Consider the following 15,201-nt stretch of genomic DNA (forward strand, 5'->3'; position numbering starts at 1 on the left):
TTATCCGGTTGTATTTATGAGCGCTTTGTCGAGATTAAAAAACGATAAAATCTAATATTTAGAACAACAGCAAAAGTAATTCTCAATTATTTTATTAATACATGTAATTATCTTCTTATTTAAAGGTATAAATGAGTTGTTTATATTTAAGACGCGATGTTGGATAACGAAATGCGTTGTATACGTCTGGAGGTAATGTGATCTGGGTTAATTGTTGTTATAAAGAGAAATATACCAGTGTTAAAAATAACCTTATGAAATATCATAATGTGTTAGACGTATCACCTTATGAATTATTATTAACGATGACTGGATATGAATTGATTTTTATTGAAATCGAGAATTCACAATCTAATGGCTTTAAATTATTGAGAATTATTAAACAGCGTTATCCGATAGTAAAAGTCGTTATTGTTTATCATGATTTAGATTCTGAATTAGCAGTTGTTGCACTGCGTGCTGGTGCAGAAGATATTTTAGTGGCGAGTGCGAATAGGCAAAAAGTGGATAGTTGTTTAAGCCGTTTACATACTCATAAAGAAGATATTGTGATTGATAATAATATATCACAGCGAGAACGTTCAATATTACCAGCACTTTCAATTATTGATAACGATATTAGTGCGCCATTACGTGAAGACGACCTTGCTAAAGCTTGCGATTTTTCTGCAACATATTTTTCTCGTTTATTTCATTCTACAATGGGGGTAACACTCAAACAGTATATTATTCAAAAGCGACTAGATTTAGCGTGTGGTTTGTTAAGTGCCGATCATGAAAAAATAGCCTCTGTTGCTACTTCGGCTGGATTTAAAGATGTCTCTTATTTTTCTCGAGTATTTAAAAAACATATTGGTTGCTCGCCTGGAAAGTTTCGTTCTAACAACTATAAAGAAACAGACTAACAGTATGAGCATTTACAGGTTATAGCGGAGTTGTTTATAATTATCGAATATTTCCTTTGATGATTTGATTAATGACTACATTTCATGAATTACTAGGTACTAATGATAACTGTTCAAAAGCAGATATAAAGAAAAAGTATCGACAATTATCAGTTTCATTACATCCAGATAAAGGTGGGTCGCAAGCATTAATGAAGATGTTGAACCTAGCTTATCAACAAGTAATTCAAGGGAATGGCAATAAAAAATGCGCTGAAATACCGTTTGGAAGTGATGATAACGCTGATGTACTACAGCAACACACAGCAGCGTTCAAGGAAAAAATACGATCACTGATTAAAGAAAAAGCACACTTACAGGTTTTGATTGAACAAAACCAGCAACAGCTTACTCATGCATATAATGCAGGAGAAAATTGTGCTCGAGAAGCGTTAGTGTTATTGCAGACGACCAATAGCCGTCTAAATGAGCAATTACTGGTGTTACAACGTCAAATTGATTCAGATACAACGAGTGTTCACGGAACTAAAAAAAGCGTTAAAAGCCTGTATGTTGTTATTATCGCAAGCTTAATTATTATTGTAGCCTTGATTGGATGGTTTATTTGGCATTATCAAACTCAGCATTTACAGCCTCAGTCTTTACCTTCAATACCGGTTACGACTCCCGTCAGTGTTGTTAGTGCGATACCGTCACAGTCAACAACAATAGAACATACTGAAACGGAAAATAACGTTGAGAGAATAATGCTGACAGATACTGTTGGCCTGTGGCAACAACGTTACTATGAAGGTACTCGTCAACCTTATATTGCAGTTCGCAGCGCTAATGGCTCTTATATTGTTAAAGATTGCCAAGGGACTTTTAGTTATTATTCTAATCACTCTCATCATTCAGCACGTGTTGCTGCGAATTTAATTTATAGTACTAATGATCATCAGTTTGCAGTGTACCGAATACCTTATGGTAATGGTTCCACAGATCAGCAATGGCTTAATAGTAAAAGCGTAAGTATTAATAACAATATTTTTAGTAATAATGGGTATAAATCAAGTTCATTAGCATTAGCGTCAGTATGTCGTAATAGTGTGCCATTTTGATAAATAAAAATTGCCGAAAGTAATAAAAAGAGCGGTAAGATAAAATAAGAATAACAGGGAATAAAGAGTAAGGAGTACGCAATGGATTTATCTTCATACCAAGGAATTATTTTTGATATGGATGGCACATTAGTTGATTCAATGCCTGCCCATATTAGAGCATGGCAACAAACATGTGCTGATTTTGAACTGCCATTTGAGCGTGATTGGTTTTATTCAATGGGCGGATCACCGACGATTAATACCGCTATCGGATTATTAAAAAAATACCATATAGAGGCAGATCCACAGCTTTTAGTAGCGAGTAAGTTACGTTATTTTGATGATATAGAACATAAAGGCGATATTATTCCTACGACCTTTACTTTATTACAGCAACAAAAAGCATTAAATAAACGTATTGCAATCGGTACCGGGTGTTATCGACACCATGCTCTAGAAATACTCGCTACTTTAGGTATTTTACCGCTAGTAGATATTGTTGTAACGGCTAATGATGTTCAGCAGCATAAACCCTTTCCTGATACCTTTTTACAAGCAGCGCATTTATTAAATCTACCGCCTTCAGCTTGTGTTGTGTTTGAAGATACTGAGCTAGGTTACCAAGCTGCACATGCTGCAGGTATGGATTGTTATTTAGTTGAGGATGGAATGATAACCGAATTGAGATCCTTTCAACGATAAGGTTTGGACATTGTAAAAAATACGCTATTCTTGACGCGTTTTTTTACTTACAAGTGAAGTCATTATGACTAACCATTCGTCACGCAAGCAATCTCAGCATCAACTTTCTGAAACTCGTTTTTGGATTCAACGATTAACCAAAACCACTGTTCGAGCGCTGCATATATTAGGTGTTGCTATATCTAGCGGGGGCTTTATTTTTCATCTTGAGAAAGGGTTATGGCTCAATTGGTGGCTCTTAGCGATGTTTAGCGGTTTGCTGATGATGGCGCAAGAAATCTATCGCTCAAAGCTATGGTTAATCCAGCTAAAAGGTGTATTAACGTTTATAAAGTTAGGCTTATTGGCTTCGATTGTTGCCATTCCACAGCAACAACCGCATATTTATATTGGCGTGTTATTACTGTCAGTATTTATTGCGCATGGTCCAGCCGGGCTAAGGCATTACTCAATCTGGCATCGCCGTGTTCTTCATGAGCCAAAAGGCAAGCATACAAAAAACATCAATGGGTAATACCATAGCCGTTAGTCGTTTTTGCTACTAACGGCTTTTTATTATTTAAGAGCCAGCAAAAAAGTATCACTGTTAGTAAACTTACTGAGGGGGAACTACATAAAGGCATTCAAATGGTTAAATATGGGGCGTTGTGTTTATTATTTGCAGTTATATTGGGTGGTGTCGTTATGGTAGTAGATCGAATTCATAATGATCATTTACTTAAGCAAACAAAAGACTCGGTTTATTTAGATAGTGATAAAGAGCGTGTGGATTTTGTGGCTGACATTGTACGCAAAGATATTCTCAAGCCCGATCAAGTTTTCCCCGTAGTTGAAAATGGATTACCGCCATACCGTTATGGTTATGCAGATTTAAATAATGATGGTAGTGATGAAGTATTTATCATTATGCAAATAGATGAGTTTTGCACTAAAAATGGCTGTGAGGGGTATCTTTTTAGCCATACTCAGAAAAAATTGGCGAGTTGGAAAAACATTTATCGGCCTATTTTAATCGCTGATGAATCTCATAATGGTTGGCGTGACATCTTGATAGCGAGCGAAAATAAGATGCTTCGTATTGAGTATATTGCAGGAGCTTACCAAACAGATTTAGCGAAAGCCCCAGAGTTTAATAATCGTCAGCAAGCACTAATTGCAGTGGGGTTAGCTCTTGATAGTAAATATTATCGTAATGGGGGAAGTAACCTAGCACTTAATTATTCTCAGCCTATATTTGACTGCCAACAATGCTTTTTATTTAGTTTTAATCGTTACAGTGAATCAAACAATAACTATTATTTATCAGTTAATAGTAAAGATAAAACAGTAGTTACTTATCCGTGATTTTGTATCAAAATATTTCAATGTGTAATTTTTTAATTCTTTGTTTTTAAAGTGGTTATGATTTTTATTCGTTATTGTCAGATTAGTGTTTTTTGTGATGACAGTGATTGCTTTCTTGGTATATTCCAGTATATAAACTTCCTTATAGATACAATAATAAAATATTATGGATGTTTTTTGTGGCCAATAAAAAGTTAATCGTATTAGCAATATCATCGGCATTAATGATGGGCTGTAATGGTGGTAGTGATTCAAGTGAGCCTGTCGCGCCACCACCCGTGGTTGATCCTGAGATCACACCGCCAGTTGATCCTGATACATCTGTCCCACCATCAACTCTCGAACCCGCTATCCAGACACATATTGCCTTACTTAGTACCAGCGGATTAAAAATTACAGGTGATGTAACTTGTAACCAACAACAATTGACTAATGATGGTACTTTTATAGTTAAAGATGGTGAATCTTTTACATGTTATTACGGATCTATAGAGTTGCTAAGTGTACAGGTACCACAACCTAAGGTTGTAACTGGTGCACTTGAGCAGAAGATCCTTAATTTTGATACCAATGCTGCTTTTAATGATCAACTTATTGCAGAGAATAGCGCATTACTGTTAAAGAAAGTTAGTACATGTCAGTCTACTGCTAATCAAGTATGTCTTGATGAATTAAATAGTTTCGATATTAGTGACCTTTATGGTTCAGATAATAACGATGCTATTGATGCTTTTTTACATCCAACAGTGTCAGATGAGGCTGATAAAGAAACAGAACAAGTTGATAAAGCACCGAGTTCGCATGTTGATCCTAGTGTAAAGCCTGAGGTTACTGTCACTGAGACTGATTTAAATGCCGGCTTTATATCAGCAGCAGCAGAAGATCATTATGTCTACAAACCTTCAGCAGAGGTGCGTGAAATAACGTCAGCGGTGTTGACTGATGATAGTGGTCGACCTATTGCGGGTGTTAACTATTACACCACTTCTTCGCGTGGAATAACGGATGCTCAAGGCACATTTGAATATGTGTGGGGTGAGGTCATTACTTTTGGGCTTGATACTTTTACTTTTGGTGACATTAAAGGTAATCAATTAAAGTACAAATTAACCGATGTTACTGATAATACAATTATCAAACAAAATATAACGGCATTAATTGAGCGCTATGCTCAAAAAAATGGGGATAGTGTTCTATTTGACGAAAACGTACATAAAACCTTTGCTTTATATCCTAATGCAATTAATGAAATTATTAATATAAAACTGCCTAATGGTGCCATTATTGAAGGGACTAATTTCACCGTACCTAATGAGTTTGAGCAACAGTTTAATATAGGATTAGCCCTTGATATTGATAATCAACTACGCTCGTCGGCTTATGACTACCAAACCAAAATTGTTAATACAGCTAAAACAAGTACTGGTAATATAAATGCGACCTTAAAGCAGCTTTATAGCGATGTTAACCAATTTCATATTTTCCATGATATTGGTTCTTATTATGGTGCTTCAGGCTATGCGCGATTGATGCGTAACCTTAATATTTCAAACACCGCATTTCCAATATTAATGCCAAGAAATGACAGTAATTTCTGGCAATCTTTTGGTGACGATCAGGCGTGGACACGTGAGCTAAAGCCACATATCGTGGATGCGAAAACAATCGATGCAAATTCTTCGGTGGTTATGCAACGCCCTCCAGTTGTTGGTGATGCGAATGTGACCTTTAACTTACCAGGTATTACTGTTGGTGAGATTGGTCAAGGGCATGTTGTTTTTATTGGCAATGCTTTTTATTCGTCAGTGTTATCTTGTCCTGATAGTTACTGGGGATCAAAATCGTTAACAATTAACAACCAGCAATGTTTATATCAAGAGAATGGTAAATCTGCTGATCCAACCCAAAGTGCTCAATATGACAATGGCGATATGGCGCAATTCTTTAAGAATGTGTTCACATGGTTAGCGGCTGATTATCAAAATGGATCACAATCATTAACGGTTGCGACCAATATTATTCAAGCGTCATATTTTGATCATGGTCATCAATCATGGTTACCTAAATATGACTTTTTTATTGATCCTCGATTTAATATCGCGCTTGAAAATATAGCTTCTGGTGGCTATGCAGGATTAGATCCATTATCAACACCAGTATTGTTACTACAGTCCTATGATTTAAAAATATCCGTTGGTTCAGTAACATCGAATATTGAGCAACCGAAATTAACCTTAGAAGATATTAATGCCCTGATTGAGTATGTAAATGCTGGTGGACATATTATTTTTATGGACTCAATTGCTGAAATAAATCCTGAACCATTAGCTAAATTAGCTGATATGGCAGGTGTTTCATTAGGTGGTTCAAATGTAGCGCATGATACAACTCAGCAAAATAATTGTGGGATTAGCTATTATTGCCAAGGTAATGTAGTACCTAATGTTCACACTGTAACTGAAAAAGAACTGGTTGTTTATGAGCGTTTTGAATCTTTATCTGAGCCTGAATCAGAAATAAAAATTAATAGTGATGGTACTATTACCTGGCCTAAGCCAAATAAAATACCAAAGTTAGAAGTTGCTTCATTCCCTGTATCGAGTGACTCTACAGCTAAACAGTATGCGTTTATTGAAGTTGATAATGTACAACAAAAACAAGCGGCTATAGATAAAATTAAAGCTGCGTTTCCTGGAGTGCAACAATGTCAGGATGGTTATGAATTTGAAGTAAACTGTATTGAAACTCGCAAAGGGCACGGTATTCCCTCATTTGGTAATTATAGCCGTACTAATTATGAACGTTATCCGATGAATGTTGAGGTCGTAGATTCAATGGTTCAAGCAGCTAATTTAGGTAATAACCTTGATAAGTTATTTGCTCATGAATTGTATTACCGAACAAAAGGTCAGCAAGGTAAGCGTTTATCTATCACTGAATTAAATCAGACTTATGACAATACCTCAGTATGGATGTGGAACGATGAGCCATATCGCTTTGATGGTGGTGTTGATGAACTTGGATTTGAAAAGGCGGTTGAATACCTTAATTGCTATACTAATGATCAGCATAACGGTGGTGGAGTATGTACAACCACAAACCGTAACCAGCTGATTCAGCATAATTTCATTGCTGAAAATGGTGAATTGCAACCAAGTTATCCATTAAATTACCAAGAAAAGCCGTTAACCCGTATTATGCTAGGGCGTTCATTTTGGGATTTAGACATTAAAGTTGATACGACAACGTATCCTGGACGACCATTAAATACAAATGACACAGCTACTATTGCTATTTCAACTGCATCTGGTGGAGTGATCGGTACTGCAAATAATATGCAATCAACAGGTTTATGGGCACCTCAACATCAAAAAGTGACGATAAATGGTGGTGTGGCAGCATCCATTACCGTTGCATTGGTTGATGACTTAACCGGTATGGAACAACATGAGTTAGGCTTGAAACGTCCACCTCGTGTCCAGAAGAGTTTTGCATATAATGGTTCGTCACTAACCTTTAAAGTACCTTACGGTGGTCTAATTTACATTAAACCAACGGTATTTGACTCTGATCCATCAGCGATCATTAATTTTAGTTTTACTGGTGTGGCTAAAGCGTCATTTTGGAAAAATGGGCATTGGGTTAATCCAATTAACACTGATGTGCCTTTGGCTGAAATTGATACTGGTCATGTGATTTATACAACACCAGTTAATAATATAGCGAATTATTCTGATGCTGAGGTGGTACGCTTTAGTGACGAGATGAACACTTTTGCAAATGCAGCCAGTGATTTTCATGGTCGTGATCAGCAACAACTAGAAGGAGCGCATCGCCGATTTACTTATGATGCACTCCCTGAGTATCGCCATCGATTTGTCAATGATGTACAAATTAGTATTGGTGCGGCGCATTCAGGCTATCCGGTACAAAGTACAACTTATAATAGTGCGGCAACAACGATTCCAACCAAGCCTATTGATGATTGGTTGTTGTGGCATGAAATTGGTCATAATATTGCCGCAGCGCCTTTTTCGTTCAACGGTTCTACCGAGGTGACGAATAATATATTAGCGCTATATATGCAAGAACAACGTCCAGCACCAGATAATAGTATGAGCCGAGTAAAGAGCGATATTCAGAAAATGCCAATTCTGTTTGCGCGTGATAAAGGTCATGTATGGAGTCATGGTGATGCTGGCGTGCGTTTAGTTATGTTTGCACAATTAAAGCTATGGGCAGAAAACCATTTCAATATTGAATCTTGGTATGCAAATGTTGATCAGCCATCGATATATGGTACTGATCAAGGCTGGAATATGTTTAAGTTGATGCATCGTAAAGCGCGTGGTGAACAGAATGATAATGAAAAGATTAATTATTGTTCAGCATCTGAAACAGGCTTAAACCAAGGTGATTTATTGATGGTATGTAGTTCTTATGTGTCAGGTTATAATTTATCTAGTTTCTTTACATTGTGGGAGCCGTCAGAGGTGATGTCAGTATTGCCTAATGGTGACACGCTTTATGATGGTGGCATCTCTGCGAAAGGATTACAGATGTTATCGACGCTAAACTTACAGCAGCCACAAATTAGGCCTGAAGATATAACAAACTTAGATCAATAGAATTGCAGCTATGCAGTAAGTAAACGTCAACAGCCAGTTAGTTAATCTAACTGGCTGTTTTTATGATTATGAATAATTAAATATCACATTACCTACACCACAAAAGCGCGCTGATATAGCATCCACGCGGTAAGTTGCTGAATATCCTTTTCAATTAATGCACATAACATATCTTCTGGAATGGGCGTTGTCTCATTATCAAAAGGGGGCAGTTCACCATGCTTACAACGATCTGGAAATGTTTGCTCTATCCATTGTAATTGACCGATCCAACGTGCTGTCGCATGTGATTCATTTGACTGAATACCCAATTTAGTCGCTAATAATAAGCCATCATTTAAACGTTGAATTAACACTAATAGACTTAACCAATCCTTTGAAGTACGAGGGCTTAAATTTGGCTCTCTCAGTAAATTCATGACTTCACCATTTAAGGCATAATATCGTTGCTGACTTTGATATAAGTTAATCTTTTGTTCCCATTGTGGCTTGTTTAATACCGCAACATATAATATTTGTGACTTTATCATGTTAGAAGTATGTCGATCTAACCATGTCATTGTCCAACTCGGTGCAATAAAGTAATTCACCGAAAATGCAATAGTTACCCCAAAAAGTGTATCGATAATACGATAAAAAGATACATAAGTGTTATCAGGAGAGAGTAAGCTAATTGCGAACACAATCATCGATGTTAACCAAAAAACATGAATATCGTAACGTTCTTTATGGTATGAGGTAAACGCAAAAAAGACTGAAATACTGGTTAATAAAATAAGGTGCTGCGGCGGTACAAAATACAAGCAAACAAAGCAGTAAATTCCACCTAGCGCTGTGCCAGAAAAACGATTCCAGATTCGATGGTTCGTCACCGCCATTGATGAAGTCAGTAAGACAATAAAAGCAGTTAAAGAGATCCAATATCCTTGAGGAAGGTGATAAAACTCAGTTAAAAATTGCGTAACAGCTAACGTGACCGCAATTTTACCGGCATGACGCCACTCTTTTGAATTAAATTTAAGCGCCTGACAAAAATCACTAATAAATGCCGCACTGTCACTCGTGAATAAATAAATATTTTTACTGTTATCGGGCGTAGAAAAGGTATCAAAGTTATAGCAACGTTTAAATTTTTCTATTATATCAATAATATAAGGTGTGTTTTTATATTCGTTAGTTACAAATGTTGCCGTGATTTGTTGATTGTTTTTTAGTTGTTCAACAGTGAGTTCTATCCATTTAAAGAGCCGAATGCGTGTTGATTGGTGTAAGTCAAAACTGAGTGCACGTTCTAAACAAATAATATATTCAGACATTTCTAATAAACGTTGCAGTTCGATTTTTATTTTTATTGCACGTTTAGACGAAGAAATGGAGTTACTGTAATAAGCTAAATTATGTGCGCTTTGATAAAAGAATTGTCGTTTTGCTGCTAGTTGGGCTTCATTATCAGAAAAACGTAATTCATTTAACCAATCAGTAAGCGCATTATCCACTGTTACCGTATGCTGTTGCAAAATACGGCCGTTAAAAAAGGGCCATAAAATAAGCGATGACAACATAACACATAATGCAGCAAAGATATTAGCCATCAGAATAATGGTAAAACTATCACCTACAGCGGCAAAATGAATTGCCATAATATAGATAAAACCAAAGTTATAACCAAATAAGCGAATATGGGGCCGTTGATTAGACATTAAGCCATAGAGAATAGCGATTGAGCACAATGTAATCGCGCTGAGCCACATATTATCAAATACTAAAAATGCTAAATATGTTGCCATAACAGTGATCACTGCGGATATAGACAGTATTTGTAATCGTTTTAAATAGGGCAGACTACGTGCTTGAGTGCCAAGTAACCATGCGGTGATTAAGCCTGAAATACCCGCACTGGTAAAACCGAAGCTATAAAACACGCCTAAGCTAACTAACATCGGAAGTGTTATACGAATAGAATCAGGAATGTCTGCGGCATTAGAGAACCAGCGGCTAAACATTGTCGTTAAGGTTGTTATTTTCATTATGGCGGCTTGTTAATAGTGAAACACGCAGATACGACAAAGTATAGCTGGAAAATAAAAGCCATAATCAGCTGTAAAATAGTAATAAATAGCGCATTGTGAGTAATAAGTTATTGCTGGTGTTACAGAATAATAGTGCAGATACAGATAAGCAGTGCATCAGTATCTGCACTGCTTATTTATTTTATTATGCTGATTGTAGCAATAATTGACCAAGGTAATTCATGGCGAAAGCAGCATCTTGCGCAGCTGTATTTACTTGAGTGATAAGTAGTTGAGCACGTTTATCATCTTCTTTTAAACTGATTTTAATTTTATTAACCAGTTGTTCTGCCATTTCTGTTTTTTGCTTACAGTCATTAAATAATGCTGAAATAACTGCAATATCAATCTCGCCACCTTTTGCAAACAAATCGGCTGCAATATTATAGACAGTATAAAATTGATTAGCTGCGTCTTTTTTGCCTGCTTCAACATCTTTAGCCCACTCCGTAGACCATGTTTTAAATATAACGGCAATTTGAGGGTTAGGTTGCACTTTTATTGGTTGCATTATGTAGTCCTAGAAGTGGTTATATCTAGCATAGTAATGCAGCTGATTACGGGTTTAAAGTGCAATTTTTAGAAAGTGACAGTATCGAGTGAATTTAATAAGTGTTGGATGTTTTTAGCGCATAAAGTGGTTATTAACCATACAATGATGGGTGCTACATCACATAATTCAGTTATATTTATCATTTTGCATCAAAATGTTTGCAAAATATCTTGCATGCGACACTGTAACGTTTTACGTTAAATACAGCTCTTGGCAGTAGTGATAGCCAATAGGAGCTAAGGAGAAACTCATGATTAACGTGAACTTCGAATTGGCTAAGCAAGCATATGCAAAAGTGCTGATGTACCCTCATGGTGGTGAAATAGAACAACATGAATATATGGCACTGCGTGTTTTCCGTTGGGATCTAGCACGTGCAGGCAAGCCAATAGATACAGCCTTTGATTTAAGATTACAAGCAAGTGGTTATCGTAAAATAGCCTCTCAGCCCGCAAAAGCCCATCGTTCACTTCCTGCGTGTGTTTTAGCACAAATGAGTGACGGCTGGAAAAGCCAACATGGTTACTTATAATGTTTGATTATCCCCCAAGGCTAAAGAATCTCTTTCTTTAGCCTTTTTAATTACTATTTGTTCGTTCCCTATATTTCCCCTATATATTGACTCAAAAGCTCAATGCTTAATAACAGGTACTCTGCTTATATTTTGTCGTAAATTGTAAGAAGGGTAACTCATGCAAGAGTTCTGACTGTAAAAAGAACGAAAAAAAACCAGCCATTACTGACTGGTTTTAGATATTAATAGTCTTTGATGCGCTTATTTATTAAATGTATTACCGTTTGCTTCACGTGCTTCGGCAATTGTATCTGGGTGCCATGCACCTTCGATATCTTTTAGCTCTTTAAATTTAGAGCGATCAAATTCTGGTGTTTTGCCTGCTCTAAGTTGTTCTTCGTAATCTTTAATGACTTTAATTGCCAATCCAGAAAGGAAAATAAGAGCAACAATGTTAACCAGCGCCATTAGGCCCATAGAAACATCAGCTAAACTCCAAACAACAGGTAGTGATGCAACAGCACCAAACATTACCATGCCTAGAACACAAAGACGGAATAAGAACAAACCACGTTTGGTATTACCGTTAAGGAACATGATATTTGTTTCTGCATAGGTATAGTTTGCAATGATTGATGAGAAACAAAACAGTAAAATAGCTGACGTAATGAAATATGTTGTCCAATCGCCTAGTTGGTTACTCAGTGCTTGTTGTAATAAGCCAATACCTGTTGATGCATCAGGTGTATTCATAACACCAGAAAGCATAATCATTGCAGCTGATGCTGTACAAATAACGATAGTATCAACGAAAACACCCAGCATTTGGACAAAGCCTTGTGATGCTGGGTGATTAGGATTAGGTGTCGCACTTGCTGCAACGTTAGCCGCTGAACCCATACCTGCTTCATTTGAGAATAAACCACGTGCAATACCACTTTGCATCGCTTGTGAAGCAGTGAAAGCGACACCACCGGCAACGGCTTCATGCCAACCAAATGCACTCTTAACAATAAGAGCCAGAACAGCAGGTAACTCAGTAATGTTCATTGCGACAATCACTAATGCGATAGCTAAATAGCCAACCGCCATGATAGGCACAATTTTTGTAGAAGCTGTAGCGACACGGCGTAAACCGCCCATAATGAAGAAAGCTGTAAAGATAACAATCACAATACCTTGTGTAGTTTCATTCCAGCCAAAAGAGTGGTGTAGTGCGTCAGTGATGGTATTTGCTTGAACGGCATTGAAAACAAAACCAAAAGCAATAATAAGACAAATTGAAAAAAGAGTACCCATCCAGCGCTTGCCAAGACCTTGCTCCATGTAATAAGCAGGGCCACCACGATATTGACCATCAACATCTTTTACTTTGTAAACTTGCGCAAGAGTCGATTCAATAAAAGCAGTTGCCATACCGAAGATAGCAATTAGCCACATCCAAAAGATAGCACCTGGGCCACCAATGGTTAATGCAACAGCAACACCTGCCATATTACCGGTACCAACACGTGCAGCCATTGATGTACAAAATACTTGATAAGAACTGATGCCGTTTTCTATTTCACGGCCACTTTTTAGGACATCGATTGAATGACGGAATTGACGGATCTGGATAAAACCAAGACGAACACTAAAGTAAATCCCTACACCAACTAATAAATAAACGAGAAGTTGGCCCCATAAAACGCCGTTTACTGAACCAATGATCGCCATTAAGGTGTCATTAATTGATCCTAGTATATTTCCATTCGTAGAAGTCATATTTTTTCCTGTTAATAAAACTATGCAACCTCGAAAGACTACTTAGTGAAGAGGAACATTCATCCGTTGTGAGTGCTCTGTTATCGGTTGTTATAATAGGTTTTTTATTGATAAAGATTCGCAACAAATACGAGTGGTAGTTATTACAAACATTAAACATGTAACCGATTTCATTGCCATGAAGGCGATGCAAGGTAGCACAAAAAAACAAAAATCCAAGGAGACTTATATCACAAAAAATGAATTATTACCATGTAACGCGTTACATTATTAACAGCAAGTGGTTATTTTAGTCTTTTTAATCAATGTGTTGAAGAAAGTTGTGAATGAATTCACTGGGAACTTATTGAACGGCGTGCATTATCGCATGTTGAGATTCGGCGGTTTAAAAAAAATACATTGATGTAATTTATTGATGTGTTATTTGTTTTTTGAAACGGTGATTGATAGTGAAAGTAGTGGATATATCACTATCTAGAAGAGAAAAAGTAAATGTAGATAAGAAGAGAGCTAACAGTAGCTTGCTCTCTTCTTTATAGTCGACTAATCAAATATGAGAATACTTACTTGCCAGCGGCCTCAATGTATATCTTTTTATGACAATTACCATAGAACGGACGTCCTTTAGGTCCAGATTCAAGTAACTGTTGAACACTATTGTTAACATTAAATGATTTACCAATATTCAATCGAACTTCATTTAAATAGCGACCTTGGCTACAAGCTAAACTTATTCGGTCTACCGCATCAGCGCCAAAATGTGAAATAAGGTTCTTTTTAAAGCTCGCTGTTGACACATTTTTACCTATATTGGCTTTTATAAATTGACCAATTGCTGAGGCATCAACTTTTTTGACTAATTGGGTTGCTGTTAGAAAATAAGCGTTATCATCAAGATTCTGGCAAGCACCGTGTTTTTTCCATTCATATTCGCCAAATTTTGTTTGGTAATAAAAATTTGGCATCCATGGTGCTATGTCTTTAATGGTCGCTGCAGATAAATCTAGACGCGCATAACGATCACAATAGCCATATTTGGTGCCACAACTGGTTTTGTTGGGCCATAAACCATGCAGGGTCAAATGAGTAATGTTTAATTTACCATCATTAATTGCCGTACATTCTGGTTTATTGCCTTTATATTTAAAGTGTTCACAAAATCCAGGTTGCCATGTTAAGGCTAATACATATGAATCAAAGTCATTACGCGTATTACAACGTTTTGAGGTTGCGTTTGATGATGAAGAAGGTTTAAAGGTAACATCATCATTAAATTTCGAGCTTCCACACGATTTATTTACCCAACGCATCGCAGGGGATGCATTTGGGATCAGTATTTGCACCCAATCAAATTCTTTTTTATTAATAGCCTTTATTGCATATTGTTTATCATTGACAAGTTGAGTGTTATCAGGATTAGTTTGTTTACGAAAAGATTGATAGGCATCGCAATCTCCATTTGCTGTAAAGCTGCCAGAGGCTCGAATGGATGCGGTTGCAGTCAGACTTGAAAGCGAAAGGATAGTACCGACAACAACGGTAATGAAATGAGAGTTAGTACGCACAAGATGCCTATTCTGAAATGGTAATTGAGTGTCTACTATAGTTGATTATGATACTTTTATTAAGGTATATCATTT

At 36.7% G+C, this 15,201-nt stretch carries 11 protein-coding genes; 7 read left to right on the forward strand and 4 right to left on the reverse strand.

Annotated elements, in window-relative coordinates:
• The first annotated feature begins 254 nt into the window (after positions 1-254).
• The 6 genes from PAND9192_RS02780 (at position 255) to PAND9192_RS02805 (ending at position 8,661) form a co-directional block, all read left to right on the forward strand.
• A complete protein-coding gene (locus tag PAND9192_RS02780; protein ID WP_234998901.1) occupies positions 255-905 on the forward strand; it encodes a helix-turn-helix transcriptional regulator in 651 nt (216 codons plus the stop codon).
• A 71-nt stretch (positions 906-976) separates the two neighbouring features.
• Positions 977-2,005: a J domain-containing protein gene (locus PAND9192_RS02785; RefSeq protein ID WP_087852437.1), complete on the forward strand. Its 1,029-nt coding sequence runs from the start codon at positions 977-979 to the stop codon at positions 2,003-2,005.
• An 81-nt stretch (positions 2,006-2,086) separates the two neighbouring features.
• A complete protein-coding gene (locus PAND9192_RS02790) occupies positions 2,087-2,689 on the forward strand; it encodes an HAD family hydrolase (RefSeq protein ID WP_087852438.1) in 603 nt (200 codons plus the stop codon).
• A 64-nt stretch (positions 2,690-2,753) separates the two neighbouring features.
• The gene (locus PAND9192_RS02795; RefSeq protein ID WP_087852439.1) at positions 2,754-3,203 is read left to right on the forward strand and encodes a hypothetical protein; all 450 of its coding nucleotides are present in this window, start codon (positions 2,754-2,756) and stop codon (positions 3,201-3,203) included.
• A 113-nt stretch (positions 3,204-3,316) separates the two neighbouring features.
• Positions 3,317-4,033, forward strand: coding sequence for a hypothetical protein (locus tag PAND9192_RS02800; protein ID WP_087852440.1), 717 nt, complete (start codon positions 3,317-3,319; stop codon positions 4,031-4,033).
• 179 nt (positions 4,034-4,212) lie between these two features.
• Entirely contained in the window at positions 4,213-8,661 is a 4,449-nt protein-coding gene (locus tag PAND9192_RS02805) for an SslE/AcfD family lipoprotein zinc metalloprotease (RefSeq protein ID WP_306341501.1), read from the forward strand.
• Between the two features lie 92 nt (positions 8,662-8,753).
• Here PAND9192_RS02805 and PAND9192_RS02810 read toward each other — a convergent pair whose 3' ends face one another.
• Both PAND9192_RS02810 and PAND9192_RS02815 read right to left on the reverse strand, forming a co-directional pair.
• Entirely contained in the window at positions 8,754-10,688 is a 1,935-nt protein-coding gene (locus PAND9192_RS02810; protein ID WP_087852442.1) for an FUSC family protein, read from the reverse strand.
• A 187-nt stretch (positions 10,689-10,875) separates the two neighbouring features.
• Positions 10,876-11,241: a hypothetical protein gene (locus PAND9192_RS02815; RefSeq protein WP_060996443.1), complete on the reverse strand. Its 366-nt coding sequence runs from the start codon at positions 11,239-11,241 to the stop codon at positions 10,876-10,878.
• A 292-nt stretch (positions 11,242-11,533) separates the two neighbouring features.
• Between PAND9192_RS02815 and PAND9192_RS02820 the strand changes: the two genes are divergently transcribed.
• Positions 11,534-11,815 carry a hypothetical protein gene (locus PAND9192_RS02820; RefSeq protein ID WP_087819606.1) on the forward strand — a complete coding sequence of 94 codons (282 nt, stop codon included), beginning with the start codon at positions 11,534-11,536 and terminating at the stop codon, positions 11,813-11,815.
• A 243-nt stretch (positions 11,816-12,058) separates the two neighbouring features.
• On the opposite strand, the gene PAND9192_RS02825 is transcribed toward PAND9192_RS02820, so the two are convergent.
• Positions 12,059-13,561: an alanine/glycine:cation symporter family protein gene (locus PAND9192_RS02825; protein WP_087852443.1), complete on the reverse strand. Its 1,503-nt coding sequence runs from the start codon at positions 13,559-13,561 to the stop codon at positions 12,059-12,061.
• Positions 13,562-14,124: 563 nt separating this feature from the next.
• The gene (locus tag PAND9192_RS02830) at positions 14,125-15,126 is read right to left on the reverse strand and encodes a ribonuclease T2 family protein (RefSeq protein WP_087852444.1); all 1,002 of its coding nucleotides are present in this window, start codon (positions 15,124-15,126) and stop codon (positions 14,125-14,127) included.
• Between the last annotated feature and the right edge of the window lie 75 nt (positions 15,127-15,201).

Source organism: Photobacterium andalusiense (genome assembly GCF_900185625.1).
In the GTDB taxonomy this organism is placed as follows: domain Bacteria; phylum Pseudomonadota; class Gammaproteobacteria; order Enterobacterales; family Vibrionaceae; genus Photobacterium; species Photobacterium aquimaris.

Excerpts from the sequence above, each read along its gene's own strand:
- PAND9192_RS02780 (WP_234998901.1), top strand. The coding sequence starts at position 255 with ATGAAATATCATAATGTGTTAGACGTATCACCTTATGAATTATTATTA.
- PAND9192_RS02785 (WP_087852437.1), top strand. The coding sequence starts at position 977 with ATGACTACATTTCATGAATTACTAGGTACTAATGATAACTGTTCAAAA.
- PAND9192_RS02790 (WP_087852438.1), top strand. The coding sequence starts at position 2,087 with ATGGATTTATCTTCATACCAAGGAATTATTTTTGATATGGATGGCACA.
- PAND9192_RS02795 (WP_087852439.1), top strand. The coding sequence starts at position 2,754 with ATGACTAACCATTCGTCACGCAAGCAATCTCAGCATCAACTTTCTGAA.
- PAND9192_RS02800 (WP_087852440.1), top strand. The coding sequence starts at position 3,317 with ATGGTTAAATATGGGGCGTTGTGTTTATTATTTGCAGTTATATTGGGT.
- PAND9192_RS02810 (WP_087852442.1), bottom strand. The coding sequence starts at position 10,688 with ATGAAAATAACAACCTTAACGACAATGTTTAGCCGCTGGTTCTCTAAT.
- PAND9192_RS02815 (WP_060996443.1), bottom strand. The coding sequence starts at position 11,241 with ATGCAACCAATAAAAGTGCAACCTAACCCTCAAATTGCCGTTATATTT.
- PAND9192_RS02820 (WP_087819606.1), top strand. The coding sequence starts at position 11,534 with ATGATTAACGTGAACTTCGAATTGGCTAAGCAAGCATATGCAAAAGTG.
- PAND9192_RS02825 (WP_087852443.1), bottom strand. The coding sequence starts at position 13,561 with ATGACTTCTACGAATGGAAATATACTAGGATCAATTAATGACACCTTA.